Origin of the sequence: Pseudomonas sp. MYb193, from assembly GCF_002966775.1 — a bacterium.
In the GTDB taxonomy this organism is placed as follows: Bacteria; Pseudomonadota; Gammaproteobacteria; order Pseudomonadales; family Pseudomonadaceae; genus Aquipseudomonas; species Aquipseudomonas paracarnis.
On sequence record NZ_CP023269.1, the window covers coordinates 4,600,753 to 4,626,437 of the forward strand.

22 protein-coding genes and 1 pseudogene are annotated in these 25,685 nt (G+C 60.3%); 8 read left to right on the forward strand and 15 right to left on the reverse strand.

The genetic code is table 11. The features are described from left to right. Positions 1–151 precede the first annotated feature (151 nt). Positions 152–3,295: a ribonuclease E gene (gene rne, locus CLM72_RS21045; RefSeq protein WP_177430940.1), complete on the forward strand. Its 3,144-nt coding sequence runs from the start codon at positions 152–154 to the stop codon at positions 3,293–3,295. 557 nt (positions 3,296–3,852) lie between these two features. On the opposite strand, the gene CLM72_RS21055 is transcribed toward rne, so the two are convergent. The 3 genes from CLM72_RS21055 to CLM72_RS21065 all read right to left on the reverse strand — a co-directional run bounded on the left by CLM72_RS21055 (position 3,853) and on the right by CLM72_RS21065 (position 6,885). Then, on the reverse strand, positions 3,853–4,437 hold the full coding sequence (locus CLM72_RS21055) for an NTP transferase domain-containing protein (RefSeq protein ID WP_105227946.1): 585 nt from the start codon (positions 4,435–4,437) through the stop codon (positions 3,853–3,855). Further along, positions 4,434–5,420, reverse strand: coding sequence for an XdhC family protein (locus CLM72_RS21060; protein ID WP_105227948.1), 987 nt, complete (start codon positions 5,418–5,420; stop codon positions 4,434–4,436). Before CLM72_RS21060 ends, CLM72_RS21055 begins: the two co-directional genes overlap by 4 nt. Before the next feature lie 133 nt (positions 5,421–5,553). Next, positions 5,554–6,885 (reverse strand): dicarboxylate/amino acid:cation symporter, encoded by a 1,332-nt coding sequence (locus CLM72_RS21065; RefSeq protein WP_003189258.1) that lies wholly within the window; start codon positions 6,883–6,885, stop codon positions 5,554–5,556. A 338-nt stretch (positions 6,886–7,223) separates the two neighbouring features. On the opposite strand from CLM72_RS21065, the gene CLM72_RS21075 reads away from it, so the two are divergent. Then, on the forward strand, positions 7,224–8,222 hold the full coding sequence (locus CLM72_RS21075; protein WP_105227952.1) for an AraC family transcriptional regulator: 999 nt from the start codon (positions 7,224–7,226) through the stop codon (positions 8,220–8,222). A 128-nt stretch (positions 8,223–8,350) separates the two neighbouring features. Here CLM72_RS21075 and CLM72_RS21080 read toward each other — a convergent pair whose 3' ends face one another. From CLM72_RS21080 to CLM72_RS21090, 3 genes are read right to left on the reverse strand one after another with little or no spacing between them, the layout of a single operon-like run. After that, positions 8,351–9,697, reverse strand: coding sequence for an ATP-binding protein (locus CLM72_RS21080; protein ID WP_019817208.1), 1,347 nt, complete (start codon positions 9,695–9,697; stop codon positions 8,351–8,353). Beyond that, positions 9,694–10,371 carry a response regulator gene (locus tag CLM72_RS21085; protein ID WP_003193559.1) on the reverse strand — a complete coding sequence of 226 codons (678 nt, stop codon included), beginning with the start codon at positions 10,369–10,371 and terminating at the stop codon, positions 9,694–9,696. Before CLM72_RS21085 ends, CLM72_RS21080 begins: the two co-directional genes overlap by 4 nt. 18 nt (positions 10,372–10,389) lie before the next feature. Then, complete coding sequence (locus CLM72_RS21090; protein ID WP_105227954.1) at positions 10,390–10,698, reverse strand: hypothetical protein; 309 nt, start codon at positions 10,696–10,698, stop codon at positions 10,390–10,392. Positions 10,699–10,836: 138 nt separating this feature from the next. Here CLM72_RS21090 and CLM72_RS21095 point away from each other — a divergent pair, with 138 nt between their 5' ends. Next, the gene (locus CLM72_RS21095) at positions 10,837–11,556 is read left to right on the forward strand and encodes a 4'-phosphopantetheinyl transferase (RefSeq protein ID WP_105227956.1); all 720 of its coding nucleotides are present in this window, start codon (positions 10,837–10,839) and stop codon (positions 11,554–11,556) included. Between the two features lie 79 nt (positions 11,557–11,635). Here CLM72_RS21095 and CLM72_RS21100 read toward each other — a convergent pair whose 3' ends face one another. From CLM72_RS21100 to CLM72_RS29625, 3 genes and pseudogenes are all read right to left on the reverse strand, one after another. Further along, complete coding sequence (locus CLM72_RS21100) at positions 11,636–13,246, reverse strand: ATP-binding protein (protein WP_105227958.1); 1,611 nt, start codon at positions 13,244–13,246, stop codon at positions 11,636–11,638. Further along, on the reverse strand, positions 13,243–13,968 hold the full coding sequence (locus tag CLM72_RS21105) for a response regulator (protein WP_105227960.1): 726 nt from the start codon (positions 13,966–13,968) through the stop codon (positions 13,243–13,245). The genes CLM72_RS21100 and CLM72_RS21105 overlap by 4 nt, the downstream gene beginning before the upstream one ends. Before the next feature lie 17 nt (positions 13,969–13,985). After that, positions 13,986–14,096: pseudogene (locus CLM72_RS29625) on the reverse strand (outer membrane lipoprotein carrier protein LolA); the annotation flags it as partial. A gap of 685 nt (positions 14,097–14,781) precedes the next feature. On the opposite strand from CLM72_RS29625, the gene CLM72_RS21120 reads away from it, so the two are divergent. Further along, positions 14,782–17,676, forward strand: a complete 2,895-nt coding sequence (locus CLM72_RS21120; protein ID WP_032895655.1) for a ribonucleoside-diphosphate reductase subunit alpha — start codon at positions 14,782–14,784, stop codon at positions 17,674–17,676. 257 nt (positions 17,677–17,933) lie between these two features. On the opposite strand, the gene flgE is transcribed toward CLM72_RS21120, so the two are convergent. The 6 genes from flgE to CLM72_RS21150 all read right to left on the reverse strand — a co-directional run bounded on the left by flgE (position 17,934) and on the right by CLM72_RS21150 (position 22,989). Then, on the reverse strand, positions 17,934–19,250 hold the full coding sequence (gene flgE, locus CLM72_RS21125; protein ID WP_054922158.1) for a flagellar hook protein FlgE: 1,317 nt from the start codon (positions 19,248–19,250) through the stop codon (positions 17,934–17,936). A gap of 30 nt (positions 19,251–19,280) precedes the next feature. Beyond that, positions 19,281–20,000: a flagellar hook assembly protein FlgD gene (flgD, locus tag CLM72_RS21130; RefSeq protein WP_105227966.1), complete on the reverse strand. Its 720-nt coding sequence runs from the start codon at positions 19,998–20,000 to the stop codon at positions 19,281–19,283. A 16-nt stretch (positions 20,001–20,016) separates the two neighbouring features. Beyond that, positions 20,017–20,460 (reverse strand): flagellar basal body rod protein FlgC, encoded by a 444-nt coding sequence (flgC, locus tag CLM72_RS21135; RefSeq protein ID WP_032895649.1) that lies wholly within the window; start codon positions 20,458–20,460, stop codon positions 20,017–20,019. A gap of 3 nt (positions 20,461–20,463) precedes the next feature. After that, positions 20,464–20,871, reverse strand: coding sequence for a flagellar basal body rod protein FlgB (gene flgB / locus CLM72_RS21140; RefSeq protein ID WP_105227968.1), 408 nt, complete (start codon positions 20,869–20,871; stop codon positions 20,464–20,466). A gap of 315 nt (positions 20,872–21,186) precedes the next feature. Beyond that, positions 21,187–22,014: a protein-glutamate O-methyltransferase CheR gene (gene cheR, locus CLM72_RS21145; RefSeq protein WP_014719581.1), complete on the reverse strand. Its 828-nt coding sequence runs from the start codon at positions 22,012–22,014 to the stop codon at positions 21,187–21,189. A gap of 42 nt (positions 22,015–22,056) precedes the next feature. Next, entirely contained in the window at positions 22,057–22,989 is a 933-nt protein-coding gene (locus CLM72_RS21150; RefSeq protein ID WP_105227970.1) for a chemotaxis protein CheV, read from the reverse strand. 74 nt (positions 22,990–23,063) lie between these two features. On the opposite strand from CLM72_RS21150, the gene flgA reads away from it, so the two are divergent. The 4 genes from flgA to CLM72_RS21170 all read left to right on the forward strand — a co-directional run bounded on the left by flgA (position 23,064) and on the right by CLM72_RS21170 (position 25,658). Then, positions 23,064–23,828, forward strand: a complete 765-nt coding sequence (flgA, locus tag CLM72_RS21155; protein ID WP_105227972.1) for a flagellar basal body P-ring formation chaperone FlgA — start codon at positions 23,064–23,066, stop codon at positions 23,826–23,828. A 141-nt stretch (positions 23,829–23,969) separates the two neighbouring features. Continuing rightward, positions 23,970–24,293 carry a flagellar biosynthesis anti-sigma factor FlgM gene (flgM, locus tag CLM72_RS21160; RefSeq protein WP_034128458.1) on the forward strand — a complete coding sequence of 108 codons (324 nt, stop codon included), beginning with the start codon at positions 23,970–23,972 and terminating at the stop codon, positions 24,291–24,293. A 48-nt stretch (positions 24,294–24,341) separates the two neighbouring features. Further along, positions 24,342–24,812 (forward strand): flagella synthesis protein FlgN, encoded by a 471-nt coding sequence (locus CLM72_RS21165; protein WP_034128459.1) that lies wholly within the window; start codon positions 24,342–24,344, stop codon positions 24,810–24,812. Between the two features lie 96 nt (positions 24,813–24,908). Further along, positions 24,909–25,658 carry a flagellar brake protein gene (locus tag CLM72_RS21170; RefSeq protein WP_105227974.1) on the forward strand — a complete coding sequence of 250 codons (750 nt, stop codon included), beginning with the start codon at positions 24,909–24,911 and terminating at the stop codon, positions 25,656–25,658. Positions 25,659–25,685: the final 27 nt, after the last annotated feature.

A 25,685-nucleotide genomic window follows, 5' to 3' on the forward strand; every position in this document is an offset into this window, starting at 1 on the left:
GCGTCCGTCGCGATACCGGCCCAATTGGCCGATTTTGCTGGACACTGGAGTGGCCAACCACTCTTGACGCACCTGACACCGACCGTGAGAAGTCGTGTGTGCCGAACGCCGTTTCCGGCAGCCCGGAAACCGACGGTACAACATGAAAAGAATGCTGATTAACGCAACTCAACCCGAAGAGTTGCGTGTTGCACTGGTAGATGGCCAACGTCTCTACGACCTGGACATCGAATCCGGTGCACGCGAGCAGAAAAAGGCCAACATCTATAAAGGCCGTATCACTCGCATCGAACCAAGCCTTGAGGCTGCCTTTGTCGATTTCGGCTCCGAGCGCCACGGCTTCCTGCCCCTCAAAGAAATCTCCCGCGAATACTTCAAGAAAGCCCCTGAAGGCCGCGTGAACATTAAGGACGTCCTGAGCGAAGGCCAGGAAGTCATCGTCCAGGTCGAAAAAGAAGAACGTGGCAACAAGGGCGCAGCCCTGACCACCTTCATCAGCCTCGCCGGTCGTTACCTGGTGCTGATGCCGAACAACCCACGTGCCGGCGGTATTTCCCGTCGCATCGAAGGCGAAGAGCGTAACGAACTGCGTGAAGCGCTGAACGGCCTGATCGCACCGGCCGACATGGGTCTGATCGTGCGCACTGCCGGCCTTGGCCGCAGCAGCGAAGAAATGCAGTGGGACCTCGACTACCTGCTGCAACTGTGGACCGCTATCAAAGAAGCGTCCCTGGATCGTTCCGCGCCGTTCCTGATCTACCAGGAAAGCAACGTGATCATCCGCGCCATCCGCGACTACCTGCGCCAGGACATCGGCGAAGTGCTGATCGACAGCGTTGAAGCCCAGGACGAAGCCCTGACCTTCATTCGCCAGGTGATGCCGCAGTACGCCAGCAAGATCAAGCTGTACGAAGACAGCGTGCCGCTGTTCAACCGTTTCCAGATCGAAAGCCAGATCGAGACCGCCTTCCAGCGCGTGGTCGAACTGCCTTCCGGCGGCTCCATCGTGATCGACCCGACCGAAGCCCTGGTGTCCATCGACATCAACTCGGCACGTGCGACCAAAGGCAGCGACATCGAAGAAACCGCCCTGCAGACCAACCTGGAAGCGGCTGAAGAAATCGCCCGCCAGCTGCGCCTGCGTGACATCGGCGGCCTGATCGTGATCGACTTCATCGACATGACCCCTGCCAAGAACCAGCGCGCCGTGGAAGAGAAAGTCCGCGAATGCCTGGAAGCTGACCGCGCTCGCGTGCAAGTCGGCCGCATCTCGCGCTTCGGCCTGCTGGAAATGTCCCGTCAGCGCCTGCGCCCCTCCCTGGGCGAGAGCAGCGGCATCGTCTGCCCGCGTTGCAACGGCACCGGCATCATCCGTGACGTTGAATCGCTGTCCCTGGCGATCCTGCGCCTGATCGAAGAAGAAGCCCTGAAAGACCGCACCGCCGAAGTTCGCGCACAAGTGCCGATTCCGGTTGCCGCCTTCCTGCTCAATGAAAAACGCAACTCGATCACCAAGATCGAACTGCGCACCCGTGCCCGTATCGTCATCCTGCCGAACGATCACCTCGAAACGCCGCACTTCGAAGTCCAGCGCCTGCGTGATGACAGCCCGGAAGCCCATAGCGGGCAGTCCAGCTATGAAATCGCCGCGGCTGCCGCCGAAGTCGAAGAAGTCCAGCCAGCCGCTGCGACCCGCACCCTGGTTCGCCAGGAAGCCGCGGTGAAGACTGCACCGGCCCGTGCCAACGCACCGGTACCGACCGAAGCTGCCGCCCCGGTTGCCGCGCCGGCCGCCCTGCCTGAGCCAAGCCTGTTCAAGGGCCTGGTGAAGTCGCTGGTCAGCCTGTTCGCCACCAAGGAAGAGCCTGCTGCCCCGGTTGTGGTTGAAAAGCCTGCCACCGAGCGCCCAGCACGCAATGAAGAGCGTCGCAACGGTCGCCAGCAGAGCCGTAACCGCAATGGCCGCCGTGACGAAGAGCGCAAGCCTCGCGAAGAACGTGCCCCGCGTGAAGAACGCGCACCACGTGAAGAGCGTGCGCCTCGTGAAGCCCGTGAAGACACCCCGACCGTAGCCCGTGAAGAACGTGCACCGCGTGAAGAGCGCGCCCCACGTACCCCACGCGCTCCACGTGAAGATCGCAAGCCGCGCGGCGAGCGTGAAGAACGCGTGCGTGAACTGCGCGAGCCTCTGGACGCGGCACCTGCCGCTGCCGCAGCCGTTAGCACCGAAGAACGCCCGGCCCGCCAGCCGCGTGAAGAACGCGCACCACGCGAAGAGCGCCAACCGCGCCCGCCACGTGAAGAGCGTCAACCACGCGCCGAGCAAGCCGCTGCTGCTTCCGAAGAAGAAGTACTGACCGGCGAAGAGCAGTTGCAGGAAGACGGCCAGGACAACGCCGAAGGCGATCGTCCACGCCGCCGCTCCCGTGGCCAGCGTCGTCGCAGCAACCGTCGTGAGCGTCAACGTGATGCCAACGGCAACGTAATCGAAGGTTCGGAAGAAACCGGCGAAAACGCAGAAGCTGCCAACAACGAGCCAACAGGCGCCGAACTGGCTGCCGGCTTGGCCGTTACCGCTGCCGTTGCCAGCTCGGTCATCAGCGCCCCTGCTGAAGCCCAGGCTCACGAGCAAGCCGAACGTGCTACCGCTGCCATCGAAGACACTGTTGCCGTAGAAGCGCCAGCCGCCGAAACCCCAGCGGTTGAAGCGCCGGTTGTTGAAGCGCCAGTCGTTGAAGCCACGACCCCTGTCGAAGCCCCAGTGGTTCCGGAAGTGGAAGTAGCCCCGGTTCGTGATGCACAGCCAGAAACCGACGTGGTTGCCGTTGAGCCAGCTCCATCGGTTGAGCCTCAGCCAGTAGTCGAAGCGGCTGTAGAAACTCCGGTGGTCGAAGAAGCCGCCCCGGCTGTGCGTGAAGTTCGCGAAGAACAGACCGCCTTCCAGTGGACTGCCGAACCGGCTGCACCGGTTGAAGCGCCAGCGCCTGCCCCAGTGGTAGAAGAAGCACCGGCACCGGTTGCTGAAGTCGTCGCCGAGCCAGCCCCAGTGGTTGAGCCTACGCCGGTTGCTGAGCCTGCGCCCGTGGTTGAAGTTGAAGCCCCAGTGGTTGCCGAAGTGGCCGCCCCAGTGGTTGAAGCTGCGCCTGCAAGCGCCCTCACCGAAAACGGCCGTGCGCCGAACGACCCGCGCGAAGTGCGTCGTCGCCGCAAGGAAGCCGAAGCTGCTGCAGCCGCAGCCAAGGCGGTAGAGCACGAGGCCCAGGAAGCAGAGCACGAGCCTAAACCCCTCGTCTGATTCCATAAGTCACTAAAAAGCCCCGCCTGAGTGATCAGGCGGGGCTTTTTTATGGCTGATTATCTCGACCTAGAATGCAATCACTGTGGGAGCTGGCTTGCCTGCGATAGCGTCGATTCAGCCAGCGTGGCGGTGACTGACACACCGCTATCGCAGCAGAGGTATCTACACAACTTTGTGAGCTGTAACGGCAGACGGTAACCACGATGCGAAGCGAGTCGCTCTTGATCTGCTTTTGATCTTAGGCGCCCCGTCAAACCACGCTGGCCGGAATTCGACAGGGATTTGGAGGGTAAACCGGCAGGGATGCCGGTTTAGCCGCCGTCAGGGCGGAACCCTAAGTGGCCGTTACCGCAGGAGTGGATATGTACACAATCCAACTGTGTTGACTGTCAGGCCGCTATCGCAGGCAAGCCAGCTCCCACATTGGACGGTGGTGCGTCAGGTAGATAAGCGCCGGCTATCAGGCCGTTACGGGAGCAAGCTCCCTCGCCACAGGTCCAACGTCGGCTCTAAGTAGATACCTATGGCTATCACAGGCAAGCCAGCTGCCACACTTAACCTGCAGTAAAACTCAACCGTTGCGGCACATCCACATCCCAAAGCACACCAGGATCATCTACCTGCACCTCTCGCACCTGTGTTTGTGCAAATAAAGGCCTGGCCCCAAGATCCCCACTCAGAGCCATCAGCGCCGGCCCAAACGTGTGATGGAAAGCCACCGGGTGCCCGTACTGCCCGGCAGATACCGGCACAGTGACGCCCTCCACGCTGGCAATCACCCGTTCGATACTCGATGACTGAATAAACGGCATATCCCCCAACACCACCAGCCACCCATCCGCTGCATCGCTGGCCTTGACCGCCGCCGCAATGCTGTCGCCCATACCGGCCGATTCCAGCAGCAGGACCTTGCAACCATGCGCCTCAGCCAGCCGAATAACCTCAAGGCGCTCCGGCGAGGTCACCACCCAGCGTTCAACAAGCGTCGCCGGCAGGTTCACCAATACCTGCTCGATGACCGGCCGAGTAACGCCATCCAGCCCCACGCTGGCGGCGAGCAATTTGTCTTGATCCGCTCCGGCTTCAGCGCGAAAACGACTGCCCTGCCCCGCCGCCAGCACAATCGCCGTCACCGTCACTCAGCCACCACCGCCATCGGTTTCTTCTGCATCGGTGCCACACCGTTCTTGATCGCAACAATTTCCGCCATCAGCGACAGCGCAATTTCCGCCGGCGTATGGCTGCCGATGTGCAGGCCGATCGGCCCGTGCAAACGTGCGATGGCGTCCGCCGACAGGCCCAGCGCGGCCAGGTTCTCCCGACGCTTCTGGGTATTGACCCGCGACCCCAGGGCGCCGATATAGAACGCCGTGGAGTTCAGCGCCGTCAGCAACGCCATGTCATCCAGACGTGGATCGTGGGTCAGGCAGACAATGGCCGTGCGTTCATCGGTATGGATGTTCAACACCGCCTCGTCGGGCATGCCCGGCACAAAGCGTCCATGCTGGTCTTCCCAGCCGTAGACGAACTCTTCGCGGGGGTCGCAGATCAGCACTTCGAAATCCAGCAGGCGTGCCATTTCCGCTACGTAGCGCGACAGCTGCCCGGCGCCGATCAACAGCAGGCGCCAGCGCGGGCCATAGATGGCGCGCAAGCGTTCGCCGTCGAAGCTCACCACGTCGGTCTTGCTGGCGGCGCTCAACGTCACCTCGCCGGTGGCCAGGTTCAGCTCGCGAGCGACGATCTGATGATCTTCACAACGCGCCAGCAGCGCTTCGACCCAACCCCACTCTTCCACGCGCTCCTCGGTAAGCCGCAGGGTGCCGCCGCAGGGCAGGCCAAAACGCGCCGCCTCGTCGCGAGTGACGCCGTAGGTCACCAACTGCACGGGCGGGCCGTCAGCGGGTAAGCGGCCGTCCTGCAGGCGCGCGATCAAGTCATCCTCGATGCAACCGCCCGACACCGAACCAATCACCACGCCATCACCGCGCAGGGCCAGCATCGCCCCCGGCGGGCGCGGCGCGCTGCCCCAGGTTTGCACCACGCTGTACAACATCACGCGCTCCCCGGCGCGGCGCCATTGCAGTACGCTGCGCAGGACGTTCAGATCCACACTGTCCATCAGGCCTCCGGTAAGTACTGTCGCGCTCACTGTAAACCAAAAATATCCGTTGTATCCCGCCAGAAACGCAAACGCCCCGAACCAGTCGGGGCGTTTACGGATAGCGTTGGCGTCAGTTCACGCCAACAGCCACTTACTTGACGACAGGCGCCGGGCCTTCAGCCACGCCCAGGTCATCGAGCTCGCGGGTTTCGGAGATACCGGTACCGCCAGACGCCAACTCGCTTTGCAGCTTGTCGGTGTCCAGTTCCTTGACCCACTTGGCCACAACGATGGTGGCAACTGCGTTACCCACCAGGTTGGTCAGCGCACGGGCTTCGGACATGAAACGGTCGATACCCAGGATCAGCGCCAGGCCGGCAACCGGCAGGTGACCAACGGCCGACAGGGTGGCGGCCAGTACGATGAAGCCCGAACCGGTCACGCCAGCAGCGCCTTTGGACGACAGCAGCAGCACCAGCAGCAGGGTGATCTGGTGAGTGATATCCATGTGGGTGTCGGTCGCCTGGGCGATGAACACGGCCGCCATGGTCAGGTAGATCGACGTACCGTCGAGGTTGAAGGAGTAACCGGTTGGAATCACCAGGCCGACCACGGACTTCTTCGCGCCCAGGCGCTCCATCTTGATCAGCATGCGTGGCAGTGCGGATTCGGAAGACGAGGTGCCCAGTACGATCAGCAGTTCTTCACGGATGTAGCGGATCAGCTTCAACACGCTGAAACCGTGAGCGCGGCAGATAGCGCCCAGCACCAGCACCACAAACAGGATGCAGGTGATGTAGAAGCAAATCATCAACTGGCCCAGTTGCACCAGGGAACCGACACCGTAGGCGCCGATGGTGAACGCCATGGCACCCAGGGCACCGATTGGGGCGAGCTTCATGATCATGTTGATGATATTGAACATCACATGGGCGAAGCGATCGATGAAGTCCAGCACGGGCTTGCCGTAGGCACCCAGGCGGTGCAGGGCGAAACCGAAGATCACCGAGAACATCAGCACTTGCAGGATGTCGCCGTTGGCGAAGGCGCCGACGATGGTGTTCGGGATGACGTTGAGGATAAAGCCGACGATGCTCTGGTCTTTACCGGCGGTGACGTAGGCCGCCACTTTGGAAGCATCCAGGGTCGCGACGTCGATGTGCATGCCGGCGCCCGGCTGCACCACGTTGACCACGACCAAGCCAATCAGCAGGGCGATGGTGGAAACGATTTCGAAGTACAGCAGCGCATAGCCGCCGGTCTTGCCCACCGACTTCATGCTTTGCATGCCAGCGATGCCGCTGACCACGGTACAGAAGATGATCGGGGCGATGACCATTTTGATCAGCTTGATAAAGCCGTCACCCAGTGGCTTGAGGGCCACGCCGGTCTGCGGGTAGAAGTGGCCGAGCAAAATACCGATAACGATTGCAACGATCACCTGGAAATACAGGGATTTGTAGATTGGCTGACGAGTCGTCATTGCAAAGTTCCTCAATCGTCCCGTGTGGCAAATATCCGCCATTGCCCACGGCACTTGAATTGCGAACCCTCCTGCACTGGAGGGATTTGTTGTTTGCGAAGCCTGTAGGAGCAAGCCTGCGCTGTAATCCTTATCGCAAACAGCGTGCCACTTTGCTTAAACGCGCTGAAGGCCTTTAGACATCGGGGCTTGGGGTTCACGGGCGACTCCGGAGAGTGCAACACAGTGGCGGATTTCCGCCCACTCATCCTGTCTCGTCCTACAATTTGGCGGATATCCGCCTTGTCGCTCCGCCGGGTGATGGCTACCATTCGCCACTCCATGGATGAGGCCCTTGCATGCGTGAACGTACCATCGCCAGCCATTACGCCCGAGCGGCACTCGGCGGTGCGCGCCGGGTCGGTTTTGACTACTCGGGGGTGTTGCAGCAGGTGGGCATCACCCCGGAACTGCTGACCGAACCCCGCGCCCGCATCGCTCCAGAGCAATTTACGCGCTTGCTGCAAATGCTCTGGCTGGGGTTGGATGACGAATACCTCGGATTTGCCGAAGGGCCGAGCAAACGCGGCACTTTCGCCATGATGTGCCACGCGCTGATCCATTGCCGCACGCTGGAGAAGGCGTTGGAGCGCGGCTTATTGTTTTATAGCCTGTTCCCCCAAGGCCCACGCTGGCAGCTGACCAAAGAAGGCGACATGGCGCGCCTGAGCCTGGACGACTCACAGCTATGGGACCCGGACCACTTCCTCAGTGAATGCCTGCTGGTGATCTGGCATCGCCTGGGCAGTTGGTTGATCGGCCAGCGTATCCGGCTGCAGCAGGCCACCTTCAGTTACCCGATGCCAGCCCATGCCGGTGAATACGACCTGCTGTTCCCCTGCCCTCAGGTGTTCGGTGCGCCGAACAGCAGCCTGGTGTTTCCCAGCCGCTACCTGAGCCTGCCGCTGTTGCAGGATGAACGCACCCTCAAGCACTTCTTGCAGCGCTCCCCTGCCGACTTGTTGTCCCGGCCGGATGAAGGCGACAGCCTGAGCAGCCAGTTGCGCCGCCTGCTGAGCCGCGACCGCACGCCCTGGCCAGACCTGGAAGCCGTTGCCCAGCACCTGCACATCAGCCCACAGACCCTGCGCCGCCACCTGCGCGAAGAAGGCACGAGCTTTCAGGCATTGAAGGATGAGCTACGCCGGGATATCGCCATTTACCACCTGGGGCGGGCGGATTTGTCTTTGCAGGAGATCGCCGAGCAGTTGGGATTTTCCGAACCGTCGGCGTTTCATCGGGCGTTCAAGAAGTGGACGGGGTTGACGCCGGGGGCCTACAGAGCGCAGGAGAGTTAGAGGCGTATCGGCTGGGAGGGCCTCATCGCAGGCAAGCCAGCTCCCACAGTTGATCGGGTTTACAAATTTTGATGTGTGAATACATTCAAGTGTGGGAGCTGGCTTGCCTGCGATGAGGCCAGTGCAGATCACAAGGCAGGAAAGTGAATCCTGAACGCCGCCCCACCCAACGCTGAATCCCCCAACGTCAACCGCGCGTGATAGCTTTCGATGATGTCCTTGACCACCGCCAGCCCGATCCCCTGCCCCGGGTGCTGGCGGTCGAGCCGTTCGCCGCGCTGCAGGATCCGTGCACGCTGGTCCGGTGGTACGCCGGGGCCGTCGTCTTCGATACACAGCTCAATGCCATCAAGGTTTTCCACCAGGCTGATACGCACTTGCTTGAGGCACAGGCGGTAGGCGTTTTCCAGCAGGTTGCCGAGCATTTCGAGCAACGCGCCCTTCTCGATGGGCACTTCGCAGGCCTGCGGTAAATCGAAGGTCACGGTGACCCGCTTGTCGCGGTAAACCTTTTCCAGGGTATCGCACAGGCTTTGCACCACCGGTTCCAGGCGGACCTGATGGCGCACCAGGCCACTTTTACGCAGGCTGGCACGCTGCAGTTGGTAACCGATCTGCTGGCTCATGCGTTCGATCTGCGATTGCAACACCCACGCCTGGCTACGTTCTTCCGGGCGCTGGGCCATGTCTTCGCTCACGCCCTGCAACACCGCCAGTGGCGTTTTCAGGCTGTGGGCCAAGTCATCGAGGGAGTCGCGGTAGCGCGCACGCTGTTCGCGCTCGCTGTGCAGCAAGCGGTTCAGGGAGCCGGTCAGGCGCAGCAGCTCACGGGGGTGTTCTTCGCTGAGGCTTTCGCGGGTGCCGCCTTCGATCTGGTCGAGCTCATGGCTCAGGCGCCGCAGGGCTTGCAGGCCCCAGGTCAGGCCCAGCCACAACAGCGTCAACAGCACCAGCAACGCCGCGCCGAACCCGAGGTAGAGGTTCTCACGCAGGCCTTCGAGGGTCAGTTGGTATTCGCGTACCGGCTGCAGGGCGACAATGCTGAACGCCGCGCTCTTGCCTCCCAGCAGCCGGACCTCGACGTCATACACAAAGAATTCCTGGCCATTGGCCTCGCGAATCCGCGCAAATTCGTTGCCGCGCCCGTCATAGCGCGGTTTGTAGTTGATGTTTTCTTCCTGGGTCGCCCGTGAGCGCCATACCAGATGACCTTCACGGTCGTAGATATAGCCCAACAGCCGACTGTCGGTGAGGTTGAAACGCTCATCGGGCAACTGCGCCGGCATCAGCAGGCGGTTATTGTCGACCCGCGCCGCAGATATCAGGGTGGTCACATCCGACGCCAGGCGCTGTTCGATGGAATCCTGCAGCGCCAGGCTGAACGCGCCTTGCATGGCCGGCAACAAGCCGAGCATAAACAGCACGGCCAGGGTGGCGGCCGCCAGCATCAGGCGCACACGTAGCGAACGAATCAACGGCAGCGCTCATTGAACAGGTAGCCCAGGCCACGCACGGTATCGATCGGCTTGAACCCCGCCGGGCCTTCCAGCTTGCGGCGCAGGCGGCCGACCAGCACTTCGATCACGTTTGGATCGCGCTCGTCGTCATCCGGGTACAGTTGCTCCATCAAGCGGTCCTTGGCGACCACTTGTTGATGATGACGCATCAAGTATTCGAGGATCCGATACTCATAGGCGGTCAGCGCCAGGGGCTGCTCGTCCAGGGAGGCTTGCTTGCGGTTGAGGTCCAGCAGCAGCGGCCCGGCAACGATAGTCGACTGGGTAAAACCGCTGGAGCGGCGCAGCAAGGCGTTCATGCGTGCCTCCAGCTCTTCGAACTGGAACGGCTTGACCACGTAGTCGTCGGCCCCGGCCGCCAAGCCTTCAACCTTGTCCTGCCAGTTGCCGCGGGCGGTGAGGATCAGGATCGGGAAAGTCTTGGTCTGGGTGCGCAACTGGCGAATCAGGTCCAAGCCGCCCATACCGGGCAGGCCAAGGTCGATGATCGCCAGGTCATGGTTGAACTGGCCGGTCTGGTACAGGGCTTCTTCGGCATTGGCCACGGCTTCGACCACGTGCCCGCTGTCGGTCAGGCGGGTAAACAGGTGATGACGCAGCAGCGCCTCATCTTCCACCACCAGCAATTTCATAAGGTTCTCCACTGCAATTCAACTAGCCGACAGGGGGATATCATAGCGGCCCTGCAGCTCTTGGGGGCGCAGTTTTATGCCATTGTAGTGGCCAGTCAGGTGCGCGTAGCCGCTGCGATAGTCGGGTTGCGCGGCGTTAGCGCCCAGGGCCTGGCCCCACGGCGCGGCCTGGGTGCCGGCGTCTTCGAAGCTGACACGATGGATCAGGTTGCTGGATTTCTTGGTTTTCTCGCTGCCAAAGGCCGCAAAGGCGCCATCGGACGCCTGCACGCCGGCAGTGGCGCCGAGCATGGTCAAGGCCAACATCAGCTTTTTGATCGCAGTCATGGTGGTTACCTCATACGCATTTAGGCTGTGGGGTCCAGACTACGCAGGCGCCCCTGAACTCCCCCTGAACAGGCTCTGAACCGCAGCTGAACCGCACCGGGCTATCCACTGGCGCGCCAACTCGGCAAAATACCGCGCATGACGCCCCTACCCGCTTGCTGCACCCCACTCGATGATCATTGGCCGTTGCCGGTTTCTTTGCCGGGCACGGTGTTTTTGAGCACGCGATTCGACCCGGCTTTATTGAGCCCCGGTGATTTCCAGCGCTGCGATGTGCCACCGCCTGCGAGCATCCAGCGCTCGGTCGCCAAGCGCCAGGCGGAATTTCTCGCCGGCCGCCTGTGCGCGCGCGAAGCGCTGCAACGACTCGATCATCTGCGCTGCATCCCGGCCATCGGCGAAGACCGCGCCCCGGTCTGGCCAGGGCATATCAGTGGTTCCATCACCCACAGCACCGGGCACGCTGCGGCGATTGTCGGGCACAAGGCGCAATGGCGCGGGCTGGGCATGGACCTGGAGCACCTGTTGTCACTGGAACGGGCCGAACGCCTGGCCGGGGAAATCCTGACGGCCGATGAGTTGCAGCGCATGGCCACCCTACCCCGTGAGCAACACGCCTTGCTGGTGACGCTGACGTTTTCGGTCAAGGAAAGCCTGTTCAAGGCGCTCTATCCGATCGTGCACAAGCGCTTTTATTTCGAGCATGCCGAGGTGTTGGAGTGGTCAGCGGCTGGGGGGGTGCGGTTGCGGTTGCTGACCGATCTTTCGCAAGAATGGAAGCATGGCAAAGAGCTGGAAGGGCAGTTTGTGGTGCAAGGGGAGCAGTTGTTGAGCCTGGTGGCTATCAGCGCCTGGTAGACCGCCATCGCGGGCAAGCCCGGCTCCCACATTGGGAACGCATTCACCTGTGGGAGCTGGCTTGCCTGCGATAGCGGTTTCAGGGTTTATTCTGATCCCTGGGCCAGCTCAGGCTGAAACACGCCCCACCCAGGTTATTGCTCTTGCTGATCAGCGCCCGCCCGCCGTGCCAATAGATAATCCGCCGCACGATCGACAAGCCCAGGCCATGCCCGCCAGAAGCGCGGGTACGGCTGTCATCCAAGCGCAGAAACGGCGTGAAGATGCGCTCCCAGGCGCTTTCCGGCACACCAGGACCGTCGTCTTCCACATCGATGCGACAGCGCACCTGCCCCACCTGATAACTGATCAACACCTGGCCTCTGGCGTGGCGCATGGCGTTACTCACCAGATTTTGCAGGGCACGGTGCAAGTAGCGCGGTTCAGCGTCGACCCAAGCGTCATCCCAATGTGCCGAGGACAGGCAAATACCCCGGGTGACGGTGACCTGCGGGCGCAATGGCGATAATTCGCCAATCACCTGATCGAGCAATGCATCAAGGTCTACGCGCTGGAAATTCAGCTCCGGCGCCCCCTGTTCCAAGCGCGCATAAGTGAGCATCTCGTCCACCAGGCCATCGAGGTCCTGGATATCGCCATCCATGCCTTCCAGGTATTTGCGTCGCGCCTCGGGCGTGGCGGCGTCACCGATCATCTCCAGGCCAAAACGCAGGCGCGCGACGGGTGTGCGCAATTCGTGGGAGACCGCCCGCACCAGCTCACGCTGAATCGCCAGCAATTGCTGCAGGTGCTCGGCCATACCATTGAAAGCTGCCGCCAGCCGCCCTACCGAGTCTGCACCGCGAGCGGGTACGCGCACTTCCAGATTGCCCTTGGCGATACGCGTAGCCGCCGCCTCAAGGCCTTTGAGCCGGCGCTCAAGTTGACGCACCAGCAAATAGACGATCAAGCCGATCAAAGTCAGGCCGATCAAGGTGATCAGGATCAGCCATTGCGCCGGGTACGGATTCATCTGGTACAGCGGGCCGATCTCCAGAACCCACGGGGTGCCGACCATGCCGGCAAACACGCGAATCGAATCGCCGCCCTTGCCCAGCGCCATCACCGTATCGCCCTCCGCCACGCGACGACGCTGGTCGTCGTCCATGTCGGCCTGGTCAAGGGCCATCAGGTGCATTTCAAAACCAAAACCCTTGGCGTGTTTGATGTCGGCCAGGCGCTGGGGCTGTTCGGCCACCGGGAAACGCACCAGTTCGTCGGCCAGCAGGTAAATAGTCGCACGGGCCAATTGCTCGCTGATCTGCTGCACTTCGCCGGTGAGCACCAATTGCTCTTGCTCGCTGACCAACCGCAGCACCCGCGCCGCATGAGGCCCAGTCTGTTCCACCAGGACCTGGCCGCGTTGCAGGCGGTTGCGCTGGCCCAGGTCCAATTGCGCATCGGTGTACGTGCGCAGCTCCAGCGGGATGCCCAGCAAACGCTCCCACACCGCCAAGGCGCGCTGCCGTTCAATGGTGCTCATGGGTTGCAGGTTATCGCCCATCAACGCAAAGGTGCCGTGGGCCAGGCGCTCACGGTACTGGCCGCTGCGCACGTCATTAAGCAGGTGCAGTGCCAGGGCGCCGAGCAGCGCCACCAGGATCAGCGCCGCGCACATGCCGCCGTAGATGCGCAGGAAGATCGAGTTCACAGCGGCATATCGGCAGCGGCTTCGGGGACGAACAGGTAGCCTTTGCTGCGGATGGTCTTGATCAGGCGTGGGTGGAGCGGATCGTCGCCGATCTTTGGCCGAATGCGCGAGATACGCACGTCAATGGAACGATCCTGGCCGTCATAACCGATACCGCGCAGCGCTATGAAGATTTCTTCGCGGGACAGGATGCGCCCGGCGTTCGCGACCAGCAGCCACAGCAAGTCGAATTCAGCGCTGGTCAGTTCGATGCTGCCCTCATGCAACCAGGCTTCGCGCAAGGCATTGTCCACCACCAACGGACCAAACTGGAGGCGGCGCTGGTTTTCCACTGCAACGGGCAACACCGGTTCGCTGCGGCGCAGCAGCGCCTGGATACGTGCCAGCAACAAACGCGGGCGCACGGGTTTGCACACATAATCGTCGGCGCCCATGTCCAAGCCCTGCACCTGGTCCATGTCGTCGGTGCGCGCGGTGAGCATCAGGATCACGCCGTCATAGCGCTCGCGCACCTTGCGGCAGATGCTCAGGCCGTCTTCGCCGGGCAGCATCAGGTCGAGGATCACCAGGTCCGGCTGCTCGGCGATGATGCGCGCCGCGGCCTTGGCACCATCGCCTTCCACCGACACACGCAGGCCATTGCTTTCCAGGTACTCACGGGTCAACTCGGCGAGTCGCTCGTCGTCCTCGACGATCAGTATCTGCCAGGTTTCTTGCTCCATGCGCTACCTCGGTTCTCTATTGTAGGAGCGAGCTTGCTCGCGAAGGACGCAAGGGCACCGCATTTATCCAGGTTTGCTGCATTATCGTTGACGATTTTCGCGAGCAAGCTCGCTCCTACAGTTGTCATGTGGAGCAAGCATGCTATTGCCCTGATCAAGGCCGATTGTAGCCATGCACCGGCCCTTGAACACAAGCCGGGAAATCCATTCGGTCATGGCGATTTTTTGTGGTAGGGTTCGCGCCCTCAAAATTCCCGCCGGCAGTTTCTATCCGGGAATATTCGGTGACAAACGGTGTAATCCAGTAGTAATGCGGCCTACACGGGTGTTCCATGATTCATACACATTTTACCCACAGCGTTATCCACAGGTAGTGCGTTGCTAAGCCCCCAAAAACGCATTATCTTGTACCTCGGCGCTAAAAAAACCCTACATGTAGGGTTTTCAGCGAAAAGACCAAACACATATCAGACAAGAAACTCAAGCGCTTTCTTGCTCGCGTTTGGTTGAACCAAAGCATTTTTTGAAAGCCCAAACCGCGCACGCGGATGGCAACCGTTTTCCAGCCCGATTGGCAGAAAACGGTACGGGTGTTGCAGGGCTTGAATGGGGCCACTGTCACCCACCAGGAATACGGCGAAGGGCTCCCCGGCCCCGAACCAAAGACTTCGGCATGGAAGCGGCGCGATGAGCTCCCTTCCTCCTGTCCCGAAGTTGTTATGCCAGGCCCAGGCCTGCTGTAAGTGCTTCAGGACGGAACGGTGGGCACCGTGATGGTGCCCAAATAAATATAGAATGTGGAGACACCCCCTCATGCAAACCGACACAACTCGCGAGAACCCGCAGGGCTCCGTGCCGCAGGCCGCTGATTCGAACCTGGATCTGTCCGCCACTGCACCTGGCCAACTGCGCGTGATCAAGCGTAACGGCACTGTCGTTCCTTATACCGATGACAAAATCACCGTCGCCATCACCAAAGCGTTTCTTGCAGTTGAAGGCGGCACCGCTGCCGCTTCGTCGCGCATCCACGACACCGTTGCACGCCTGACCGAACAGGTCACCGCGACCTTCAAGCGTCGCATGCCATCGGGCGGCACTATCCACATCGAAGAAATCCAGGACCAGGTCGAACTGGCCCTGATGCGTGCCGGCGAGCAGAAAGTGGCCCGCGACTACGTGATCTACCGTGACTCGCGAGCCAAGGAGCGTGCCGTACGTTCCCCGGCCGAAGAAGCCGCCGTGCAAGCGCACCCGTCGATCCGCATCACCCTGGCCGACGGCAGCTTCGCACCGCTGGATCTGGGCCGCCTGAACACCATCATCACCGAGGCCTGCGAAGGCCTGGAAGAAGTCGACGGTGACCTGATCCAGCGCGAAACCCTGAAGAACCTGTACGACGGCGTGGCCCTGACCGACGTCAACACCGCCTTGGTGATGACCGCCCGTACCCTGGTCGAGCGTGAGCCGAACTACTCGTTCGTGACCGCCCGCCTGCTGATGGACACCCTGCGCGCCGAAGGCCTGGGCTTCCTGAAAGTCGCTGACAGCGCCACTCACCACGAGATGGCCGACCTGTACGCCAAGGCCCTGCCCGCCTACATCGCCAAAGGTATCGAATTCGAATTGCTGAACCCGGTCCTGGCCACCTTCGACCTGGAAAAACTCGGCAAGGCCATCAACCACGAGCGTGACCAGCAGTTCACCTACCTGGGCCTGCAAACCCTGTACGACCGTTACTTCATCCACAAGGACGGCATCCGCTTCGAACTGCCGCAAGTGTTCTTCATGCGCGTGGCCATGGGCCTGGCGATCGAAGAGAAGAACAAAGAAGACCGCGCGATCGAGTTCTACAACCTGCTGTCGTCCTTCGACTACATGTCGTCGACCCCAACCCTGTTCAACGCCGGCACCCTGCGTCCACAGCTGTCGAGCTGCTACCTGACCACCGTGCCGGATGACCTGTCGGGCATCTACCACGCGATCCACGACAACGCCATGCTGTCCAAATTCGCCGGCGGCCTGGGCAACGACTGGACACCGGTGCGTGCACTGGGTTCGTACATCAAGGGCACCAACGGCAAGTCCCAGGGCGTCGTACCGTTCCTGAAAGTGGTAAACGACACCGCCGTTGCCGTGAACCAGGGTGGCAAGCGCAAAGGCGCTGTATGTGCCTACCTGGAAACCTGGCACATGGACATTGAAGAGTTCATCGAGCTGCGCAAGAACACCGGTGATGACCGTCGTCGTACCCACGACATGAACACCGCCAACTGGATCCCTGACCTGTTCATGAAGCGCGTCTTCGATGACGGCAAGTGGACCCTGTTCTCGCCATCCGAAGTGCCGGACCTGCACGACCTGACCGGCAAGGCCTTCGAAGAGCGCTACGAGTACTACGAAGCCCTCACCGAGTACCCGGGCAAGGTCAAGCTGTTCAAGACCATCCAGGCCAAAGACCTGTGGCGCAAAATGCTGTCCATGCTGTTCGAAACCGGCCACCCATGGCTGACCTTCAAGGACCCATGCAACCTGCGCAGCCCGCAGCAGCACGTGGGCGTGGTCCACAGCTCGAACCTGTGCACCGAGATCACCTTGAACACCAACAAGGACGAGATCGCCGTTTGCAACCTGGGCTCGATCAACCTGCCGAACCACATCGTCAACGGCAAGCTGGACACCGCCAAGCTGGAGCGTACCGTCAACACCGCCGTACGCATGCTCGATAACGTCATCGACATCAACTACTACTCGGTGCCACAGGCGCAGAACTCCAACTTCAAGCACCGTCCGGTTGGCCTGGGGATCATGGGCTTCCAGGACGCGTTGTACCTGCAGCACATCCCTTACGGTTCCGATGCAGCGGTCGAGTTCGCCGACAAGTCCATGGAAGCGGTCAGCTACTACGCGATCCAGGCTTCGTGCGACCTGGCCGACGAGCGCGGCGCCTACGAGACGTTCCAGGGTTCGCTGTGGTCCAAGGGCATCCTGCCGCTGGATTCGCAACAGATCCTGATCGAAGCCCGTGGCCAGAAGTACATCGACGTCGACCTGAACGAAACCCTGGACTGGGCACCGGTACGTGCCCGTGTGCAGAAAGGTATTCGTAACTCCAACATCATGGCCATCGCACCGACCGCCACCATCGCCAACATCACTGGCGTGTCGCAGTCGATCGAACCGACCTACCAGAACCTGTATGTGAAATCGAACCTGTCGGGCGAATTCACAGTGATCAACCCGTACCTGGTTCGCGACCTGAAAGCTCGTGGCCTGTGGGACTCGGTCATGATCAACGACCTGAAGTACTACGACGGTTCCGTGCAGCAGATCGAGCGCATCCCGCAAGAACTCAAAGAGCTCTACGCGACCGCCTTCGAAGTGGACACCAAGTGGATCGTTGACGCCGCCAGCCGTCGTCAGAAGTGGATCGACCAGGCCCAGTCCCTGAACCTGTACATCGCCGGCGCTTCGGGCAAGAAGCTGGACGTGACCTACCGCATGGCGTGGTACCGTGGCCTGAAAACCACTTACTACCTCCGTGCCCTGGCCGCCACCAGCACCGAGAAGTCGACCATCAACACCGGCAAGCTGAACGCAGTGTCCAGCGGCAACCACGGTGATGACTCGGTACTCGCAGCGCCAGCCGGCCCGGCACCTGTGCCAAAGGCCTGCGCGATTGACGAGCCGGATTGCGAAGCTTGCCAATAAGCTGAACCTGCCCTGGGTTTAACCACCCGAGGCAGAAAAGCCCCCGATACACCTAGGGTGTATCGGGGGCTTTTTCTTGGGCGGGCATAAAGCCCTTGTTGCTGTATTGCTGTTCGGTCAATACCTGGATGGGCAGCGTGAAGCAGATGCAAATGTGGGAGGGGGCTTGATCCCGATAGGGTGTCAGTCAATGGATACTTGGCTGATACACCGCTATCGGGGGCAAGCCCCCTCCCACATTTTAAAGCGCTAACCTATCAGGTCATCTGAATGATGGTCTGCATGATGGTGCTTTGGGTGGAGATGGTCTTGGCGTTCGCCTGGTAGTTGCTCTGGGCCTTGATCAGGTCCACCAACTCGTTGGTCAGGTTGACGTTGGAGTTCTCCAGGGAGGAGGCCTTGATCGACCCCAGAGTGCCAGATTCCGGTGCGTCGTAGCCCGGCTGGCCCGACGCGAAGGTCTCTTTCCAGGTCGTACCACCGGCGGGCTGCAGGCCCTGCTCGTTGTTGAAGCTGGCCAGGGAAATCTGGCCGATGGCCTTGCTCTGCTGGTTACTGAAGGTGGCGAAGAGCACGCCGCTGCCATCGATCTTCAGGCCGGTGATCTGGCCGGTGGCGTAACCATCTGTGACCGGCGGGTTACGGTAGCTGGCCGAGTTGTACTGGGTGACAGTGCCCATGTTGATGGCGATGCCATCCTTGTTAGCCGTCGCATCGTTAGCCTTCCATACGCCATCGGTCACCGTGCCAGGCACCCAATCCTTGATGGTCAAGGTGTTACCGGCAACACCGCCGGTCACGATGCTCTTGAGGTTACCAGCACCATCGAAGCTCAACGTCGACGGCACAGGCGCCTTCACGTCAGCACCGGTACCGGTAGGAGCCGAACCATCAGGATTGCGGCCATCGATCAAGGTGTAGGCCTGCCACTGGTTGGCATCGGTTTTGACCAGGTACTGCACCATCGGGTGCGCATTGCCCTGGGAGTCGTACAAGGTGGTGCTGTATTGCGTGGTGAAGCTTTCGGACTTGGTTGGATCAAACGGGTTCTTGGACTGATCGATCACCGGCGACGAGGAGTTCAGGTTGCTGGAAGAGTCCACCTTGGTAGACGCCTTCGGCGGCAGGTTCGCCAGGTTCAGCTGCAGGTCAACCAGGCCGCCTTTGGTGATTTTGCCATTCTCGTCCGCGGCATAGCCTTGCAGGCGCGAGGTGCCGGTATTGTTGGTGATATAGCCGTCTTTGTCCGCACGGAAAGCACCGCTACGGGTGTATTCCAGCGAACCGTCGCTGCCCTTCTGCACGAAGAAGCCACCACCCTGGATCGCCATGTCGAGGATGCCGCCACTCCCGTTGACGTCGCCCTGGGTGAACTGCTGGGACACCGCCGCCAGGTTCACACCGTTGCCGATGCTGTTCTGGCCGGTGCCCAGCTTGGAGGCCGCGTAGATATCCGCGAATTCAGCACGGGATGACTTGAAGCCAGTGGTCGCGACGTTGGCGATGTTGTTGCCGGTCACGTCCAGTTGTTTGTTGGCCGCATAGAGGCCGCTAAGGCCGATGTTAAAAGACATGTTTCTCTCCTCTGCCGTATTTAGCCGGCTCTATGTACCGATAGTCTGAATTTGCGACAGCTTGACGCTGCCCATGCCGCCTGCAAGGTTGAGCAGCATTTCGCCGCCGGTCTTGCTCAGGGTCACGCTGGTGACCGTGGCTGGTAGCGAGGTGGTCAGGGCCACCGCGTCACCTTTGTCGTTCTTGGTGGAGGCACTGAAGGTGTAGGTGCCGGCTGGGGCGACCTCACCCTTGTCGTTCTTGCCGTCCCAGATAAAGCTCTGGCTGCCGGCACTCTGCGCGCCCATATCCACGGTGCGCACGACGTTGCCGTCCTTGTCGGTGATCTTGACGGACACGTTGCCAACAGCCGATGGCACCGCCACTGAACCGTTCATGCTCTTGCTGGTATCCACCATGGCTTTGTCGGTCTGGATAATGATCGACCGCCCCACCAGCGACGAAGCCTGCAGCGCTTGAGAAGAGCTGAAGTTGCTGGAGATGTTGTTCACCGAGTCGTTCAGGGTGTTGATGCCTTCCAGGCTGCTGAACTGGGCAAGCTGGGCCACGAACGCGCCGTTGTCCTGGGGCGACAGCGGGTTCTGGTTTTTCAGCTGGGTCACCAGCAACTGCAGGAATGCGTCCTTGCCCAGCGCCTGGTTACCCGTGGCCGCTTTGGAAACATTCGAGACATTGTTCGACGCGTCCTTGACCTTGGAGTTGAACAGGTCCTGGACAGCCGTGTTGTTTGACGTATCAACGATGGCCATTATTTGGCGCCCCTTATCACTGACCCAGGGTCAGGACCTTCTGCATCATGGTTTTGGCGGTGTTCATCATTTCCGCGTTGGTCTGGAACGAGCGGCTGGCGGAAATCATGTCAGCCATTTCCTCGACCACGTTGACGTTGGGGTAGTAGACGTAGCCCTTTTCGTTCGCGGCAGGATGGTTGGGCTCGTAACGGGCCTCCAGGTTGCTCTGGTCTTCGACCACGCCCAACACCTGCACGCCGGAGCCGGCTGCGTCCTGATTCTGGAACAGCGACTCGCTGCCGCCTGCCTGGCCACCCTGGAACATAGTGGCGAACACCGGATGGCGGGCGCGATAGGTCTGGTCAATGCTCGAGGAGACGGTCTCGGCGTTGGCGATGTTACTGGCGACGGTGTTCAAACGCGTGGTCTGCGCGCTCATGCCACTGCCGGCAATATTGAAAACACTGGACAGGGACATGGCTTACTCTCCGCGCAGGGCTGACATAAGCCCTTTGAATTTGCTGTTGAGCAGGGTGAAGCTGGCCTGGAAGTTCACCGAGTTTTCGGCGTAGTTCGATTGCTCCAGCTGGGCGTCAACGGTGTTCTGGTCGATCGACGGCTGCATCGGCGTGCGATACAGCAGCGACTCGTCACCATTGCCCACGCCTTGCGCTTCGATATGACGGCTATTGGTCATGTTCAAGGCGAAGGTGCCGTTCTTGGTCTTGTCCTGTTGTGCGGCGAGCACGGCGGAGAAGTCCAGGTCCCGAGCTTTGTAGTTCGGGGTGTCGGCGTTGGCGATGTTGTTGGCCAGGACTTCGGCACGCTGGGCGCGGAAGCCCAGGGCTTGTTCGTGGATACCGAGCGCTTTATCGAAGCTGATGCTCATGGCGGAAACCTTTAGGCTGACCTGCTGTTCGTTAGCAGGGTTATAGCAAGGTGTATGCCAAACTTGCGAAAGCCCCGTATATCAAGGGTTTCGAAGGGAGTTGCCGGCGACTATGCCAGAAAAGCGGCAAGCGATTTCCGCGTAGTGCCAGTAAAGCGGCAATGGGCAGTTGCCGCTTTACGCCAGCTTGCCGAGAAAACAAATGTGGGAGCTGGCTTGCCTGCGATGGCAGAGTGCCTGCCGACCTATTCGTCGACTGACAAAACGCTATCGCGGGCAAGCCCGGCTCCCACAGTTTTATTGCATACACCCAGGCTATTTGGCCTGGTAGATGATCCCCGGGCTGCATTGCACCATCTGGAAGTGATCCGGCAGCCCATTGAGCGCCTCGGAAGCACCGAGGAACAGATAACCCCCGCGCTTGAGCGTGCCATGGATACGCAACAGGATGTCTTTCTTCACTTCAGCGGAGAAATAGATCAGCACATTGCGGCAGAACACCATGTCGAACTTGCCCAGGCTGGCGTAGCTGTCGAGCAGGTTGAACGAGCGGAATTCGACGCGATTCTTGATCGGCGCCTTGATCGCCCAACGCCCCGCCCCTTTGGGATCGAAGTAACGTTGAAGGCGCTCCTGGGACAAGCCTCGGCCCAACGCCAGGCTGTCGTACTCACCGGTCTTGCAGTTGGTGAGCATAGTGCCGGACAAGTCCGTGGCCACAATTTGCGCGCCGGCTTTCAACTGGCCCATGTTGGTCCGCTCGAACTCGTCGATGGACATCGAGATCGAGTACGGTTCCTGCCCCGAGGAACAGGCCGCCGACCAGATGCGCAGGCGCTGGCCCGGGCTGGCCTTGATGGCTTCCGGCAAGACTTTGTTCTTGAGCACTTCAAAGGGATAGGTATCGCGAAACCACAAGGTTTCGTTGGTGGTCATGGCATCGACCACCATTTCCTTGAGCCCACTGCGCGGCTGCCCCTGGATACGCTGGACCAACTCACCCAGGGACTTGATGCCCTGCTGTTCCATCAGCTTGTTGAGACGGCTGGATACCAGGTACTGCTTGTTTTCACCGAGCAATATGCCACAGGCTTTTTCCAGGAAGACCCGGAACTGTTCGAAATCCAAATTACCCGTAGACAATGATGCCGCCTCTTAAATCGTGTGACCGCCGGGGGAAATCCCCTAGCCGTGATCTGCTGCCTTGATCCGGTCGACCACCCGGGATGCGAGGTCATCAGGACGGAACTTGGCCAGAAAGTCATCCGCACCGACCTTCTTGACCATTGCCTGATTGAATACCCCCGACAACGAAGTATGCAGGATGATATGCAACTTTTGCATGCGTGGATCGTTACGTATTTCGGCCGTGAGCGTGTAGCCATCCATTTCCGGCATCTCGATGTCAGAGATCATCATCAAGAATTCTTCTTCAGGCTTCCTGCCTTCGTCCGCCAGCTTGCGCAGGTAATCCAAGGCCTGGCGGCCATCATTGAGGGCTACCACCTCAACCCCGACCGTTTGCAGGCAACGCGTGACCTGCTTGCGCGCCACAGAAGAGTCGTCCACGGTCAACACACGCAGCGAAACCGCCTTGTGTGCCGTTTCGGCATCCACCACCCCGACGGAGATGGTTTCCGAGGTGGGGGCCACTTCGGCGAGGATCTTCTCCACGTCGATGATTTCCACCAACTGGTTATCGACCCGCGTCACCGCCGTCAGGTAGTGATCGCGCCCCGTGCCCTTGGGCGGCGGATGGATCTCTTCCCAGTTCATATTGACGATGCGCTCCACCGAGCGCACCAGGAAACCCTGGGTCTTGGTGTTGTATTCGGTGATGATCACGAAGGGGTTCTGGCGGTCTTGCAAACCCGCGGCGCCCGTGGCCATGGCCAGGTCAAGAATCGGAATGGTCGCGCCACGGATGTTGGCCACGCCGCACACCACCGGACTGGACTTGGGCATGATCGTCAACTTGGGACATTGCAGCACTTCACGCACTTTAAACACGTTGATGCCATACAACTGTTTGCCATCCAGGCGGAAAAGCAACAACTCCAGGCGATTCTGCCCTACCAGCTGTGTGCGCTGGTTTACTGAATCCATTACACCTGCCATGCCCAGACTCCTAAATCCTAGGGGTACGACGCGTACCCAACACTAAACGGCACGAGCTTTGCTATTTACTGAGTATGGATATTAAAACGACAGTTTCCCGACACCCTGGCCGCTCACGCTACCGTAGACTGCTCTGCGCCGCGATGGCACTGCTTGTCTCGGGCCTGGGCGTCACGGCCCGTGCCGACAACGTCACCCTGCCTGATCTACTTATCGGCGTCACCCAAGGCTTTCTTGAGTTCACTGTAGAAGATTATCTGGCGACTACCCAGACGCCGGGGCGTTATGAAATTCAGGTCAACCAGTTGGACCCTCGCTTGCGCATGCCACTGTGCGACAAGGAATTGACAGCCACTCTGGAAAGCCCCGCCCAGCCCATCGGCCGTGTGACCGTAAAGGTACGCTGCGAGGGCGCCTCGCCCTGGACGGTTTTCGTACCGGCTCAGGTCAAGCTGTATCGCGATGTGGTGGTAGTGGCGCGACCGTTGAAGCGCACGGGCATCATCGGCTACGACGACGTGGCGTTGCGCGAGCGGGATATCAGCTTGATCAACCAGGGCTACCTGACGTCGCTGGACCAGGCCGTCGGGCAGAAACTCACGCGGCCAGTGGTCACCGACCAAGTCCTCACGCTGGTTCATCTGGAACAGGCCGAGGTGATTCGCAAGGGTGACCAGGTGGTAATTTCCGCCAGCAGCGGCGGCCTGAACGTCAGGATGCCGGGCGAGGCGCTGTCAAATGGCGGCATGAGCGAACAGATCCGCGTCAAGAACCTCAACTCCAATCGCGTGATCAAGGCGCGGGTCACGGCACCAGGCCAGGTCGAGGTGGCGCTATAGATGACTGGAATCAAATGCCAGCTTTTCCTACACTGTGTGCTGGATATTGAGCCGAACAGGTTTATTGTCAATCGAGCCTAAAGTTTGCCCGGGTATGGCCGAAAACATGGCAAGCGTCCAAATACCCAGAGGTTTTTCAACATGGTCATTGATTTCAGTCGTTTGAATAACGCCCCGGCTTTGCCCGGCAATACGCGCACCGGCGGTACCAAGGACAGCGTAGAGGCCAAGCCGCAGCCCTTGCCTGCCAAAGCAGAACAGGCCGCCGCCAGCCAGAGTGGGGAATCGGTACACCTGAGCAATGAGGCTCAACAGTTGCAGAAGGTCACTGACTCGCTGCGCGATCAACCCGTCGTCAATAAAGCCCGCGTGGCCGAGTTGAAACAGGCTATCGCCGATGGCAGCTATAAAGTCGACAGCAACCGTGTAGCCAGCAAGCTGCTCAACTTCGAAGCCGAGCGCTAGGCAAAAGCCTGCGCAGGGCTTTTGGACGCTTAAAACCCAAGGCCAGCCATGCACCACGACGAACATTTGCTCCAACTGATCATTGATGATCTGGCGCCGACGCAACAATTGCTCGAGCTGCTCAAGGAAGAATCCCTGGCCTTGTACGGCCGGGATATGCCCTTGCTGGAAGAAATCCTGGCGCGCAAACAGTCGCTGATTGTCTTGCTCGAACAGCACGGCAAGAAACGCAGCGAGATTCTGATCAGCCTGGGCCTGCCCGCCGATCATGATGGCCTGGCACAACTGGCCAGCCACTCCTCAGTCGGCGATCAACTGCTGGCACAAAGCAAAGAACTCAATCATTTGCTCGCCCAGTGCCAGGAAGCCAACCTGCTCAACGGCCAGTCGATCCAGCTTCAGCAAGCCACCACCGCCAATCAGTTGCGCATACTGCACGGCGGAGAGCCTCCGGCCCTGTATAACGCCCAAGGCTCCACCTCACGCCTGATCAAACCAAGCACCCGCAGCCAAGCCTGACGCCGGTTTACAGCGCGACCTATCCAAGGCGCGCTACATACTGGCAAAATGCCGGTTCTTGCGTGTAGTCGTATTTTGCCTGGAGATGGAAGAACCGTGTTCAACGCCCTTAATGCGGAAGATGCACCGCAGCCACCCAAGGTGCTCACCACGCCTCTGGAAATCGCCAGCACGTTGCGGATGCTGCAAGAAAGCCATGACCCGCTGATCATCACCTTCCACGAACGTAGCCAGCGCTTCCAGAGCTACCTGGTGGACATCGACCGGGACAGCAAGACGCTGATACTGGACGAAATGATTCCCCGCGACGGTGAACGCTATCTTGAGAATGGCGAAGCCTTCCGTATCGAAGGTTTCCATGAGGGCGTGCGGGTTGCCTGGGAAAGCAACGGCACCTTGACCATCAGCGAGAAAGGCGGCCACCGCATCTACAGCGGCAGCCTGCCCGGCGAAGTGGTTTACCACCAAAGACGCAATGCCTTCCGCGCCGCACTGAAACTCGCGCAATTGGTGGATATTCAGTTAGGTGGCGAGAAGCTCAAGGTGCCTGTCAGCGGTAAGCTGTTGGACATCTCGGCAACCGGCTGCAAATTGCGCTTTGAAGGCGACATCTCCGAGCGTCTGCAGTTAGGCCAGGTCTATGATCGCTTTATCGCTGCCCTGCCCTTCGGCAGCATGACCACCTCTGTGGAACTGCGCTATCTGCACTTCGAAGACAAGATCAACACCACCTTTGCCGGCGTGCACTTTCATAACATGAGTGGCTTGGTGCAGCGACAAGTGGAACGCTTTGTCTACCAATTACAGCGTGAAGCTCGGCGCTTCGATAAAGACGACGATCTCTAAGCGTTAGACGCTGAGATAAAAAAACGG

What these genes read in the sequence shown, in the direction of transcription:
- CLM72_RS21165 (WP_034128459.1), top strand. Translation starts at nt 24,342, where the DNA reads ATGCACCACGACGAACATTTGCTCCAACTGATCATTGATGATCTGGCG.
- flgC (WP_032895649.1), bottom strand. Translation starts at nt 20,460, where the DNA reads ATGTCCCTGTCCAGTGTTTTCAATATTGCCGGCAGTGGCATGAGCGCG.
- CLM72_RS21105 (WP_105227960.1), bottom strand. Translation starts at nt 13,968, where the DNA reads ATGGAGCAAGAAACCTGGCAGATACTGATCGTCGAGGACGACGAGCGA.
- CLM72_RS21065 (WP_003189258.1), bottom strand. Translation starts at nt 6,885, where the DNA reads ATGACGACTCGTCAGCCAATCTACAAATCCCTGTATTTCCAGGTGATC.
- flgE (WP_054922158.1), bottom strand. Translation starts at nt 19,250, where the DNA reads ATGTCTTTTAACATCGGCCTTAGCGGCCTCTATGCGGCCAACAAACAA.
- CLM72_RS21120 (WP_032895655.1), top strand. Translation starts at nt 14,782, where the DNA reads ATGCAAACCGACACAACTCGCGAGAACCCGCAGGGCTCCGTGCCGCAG.
- flgA (WP_105227972.1), top strand. Translation starts at nt 23,064, where the DNA reads ATGGATATTAAAACGACAGTTTCCCGACACCCTGGCCGCTCACGCTAC.
- CLM72_RS21085 (WP_003193559.1), bottom strand. Translation starts at nt 10,371, where the DNA reads ATGAAATTGCTGGTGGTGGAAGATGAGGCGCTGCTGCGTCATCACCTG.
- flgB (WP_105227968.1), bottom strand. Translation starts at nt 20,871, where the DNA reads ATGAGCATCAGCTTCGATAAAGCGCTCGGTATCCACGAACAAGCCCTG.
- CLM72_RS21090 (WP_105227954.1), bottom strand. Translation starts at nt 10,698, where the DNA reads ATGACTGCGATCAAAAAGCTGATGTTGGCCTTGACCATGCTCGGCGCC.
- CLM72_RS21095 (WP_105227956.1), top strand. Translation starts at nt 10,837, where the DNA reads ATGACGCCCCTACCCGCTTGCTGCACCCCACTCGATGATCATTGGCCG.
- rne (WP_177430940.1), top strand. Translation starts at nt 152, where the DNA reads ATGCTGATTAACGCAACTCAACCCGAAGAGTTGCGTGTTGCACTGGTA.
- CLM72_RS21075 (WP_105227952.1), top strand. Translation starts at nt 7,224, where the DNA reads ATGCGTGAACGTACCATCGCCAGCCATTACGCCCGAGCGGCACTCGGC.
- CLM72_RS21060 (WP_105227948.1), bottom strand. Translation starts at nt 5,420, where the DNA reads ATGGACAGTGTGGATCTGAACGTCCTGCGCAGCGTACTGCAATGGCGC.
- flgM (WP_034128458.1), top strand. Translation starts at nt 23,970, where the DNA reads ATGGTCATTGATTTCAGTCGTTTGAATAACGCCCCGGCTTTGCCCGGC.
- CLM72_RS21150 (WP_105227970.1), bottom strand. Translation starts at nt 22,989, where the DNA reads ATGGCAGGTGTAATGGATTCAGTAAACCAGCGCACACAGCTGGTAGGG.
- flgD (WP_105227966.1), bottom strand. Translation starts at nt 20,000, where the DNA reads ATGGCCATCGTTGATACGTCAAACAACACGGCTGTCCAGGACCTGTTC.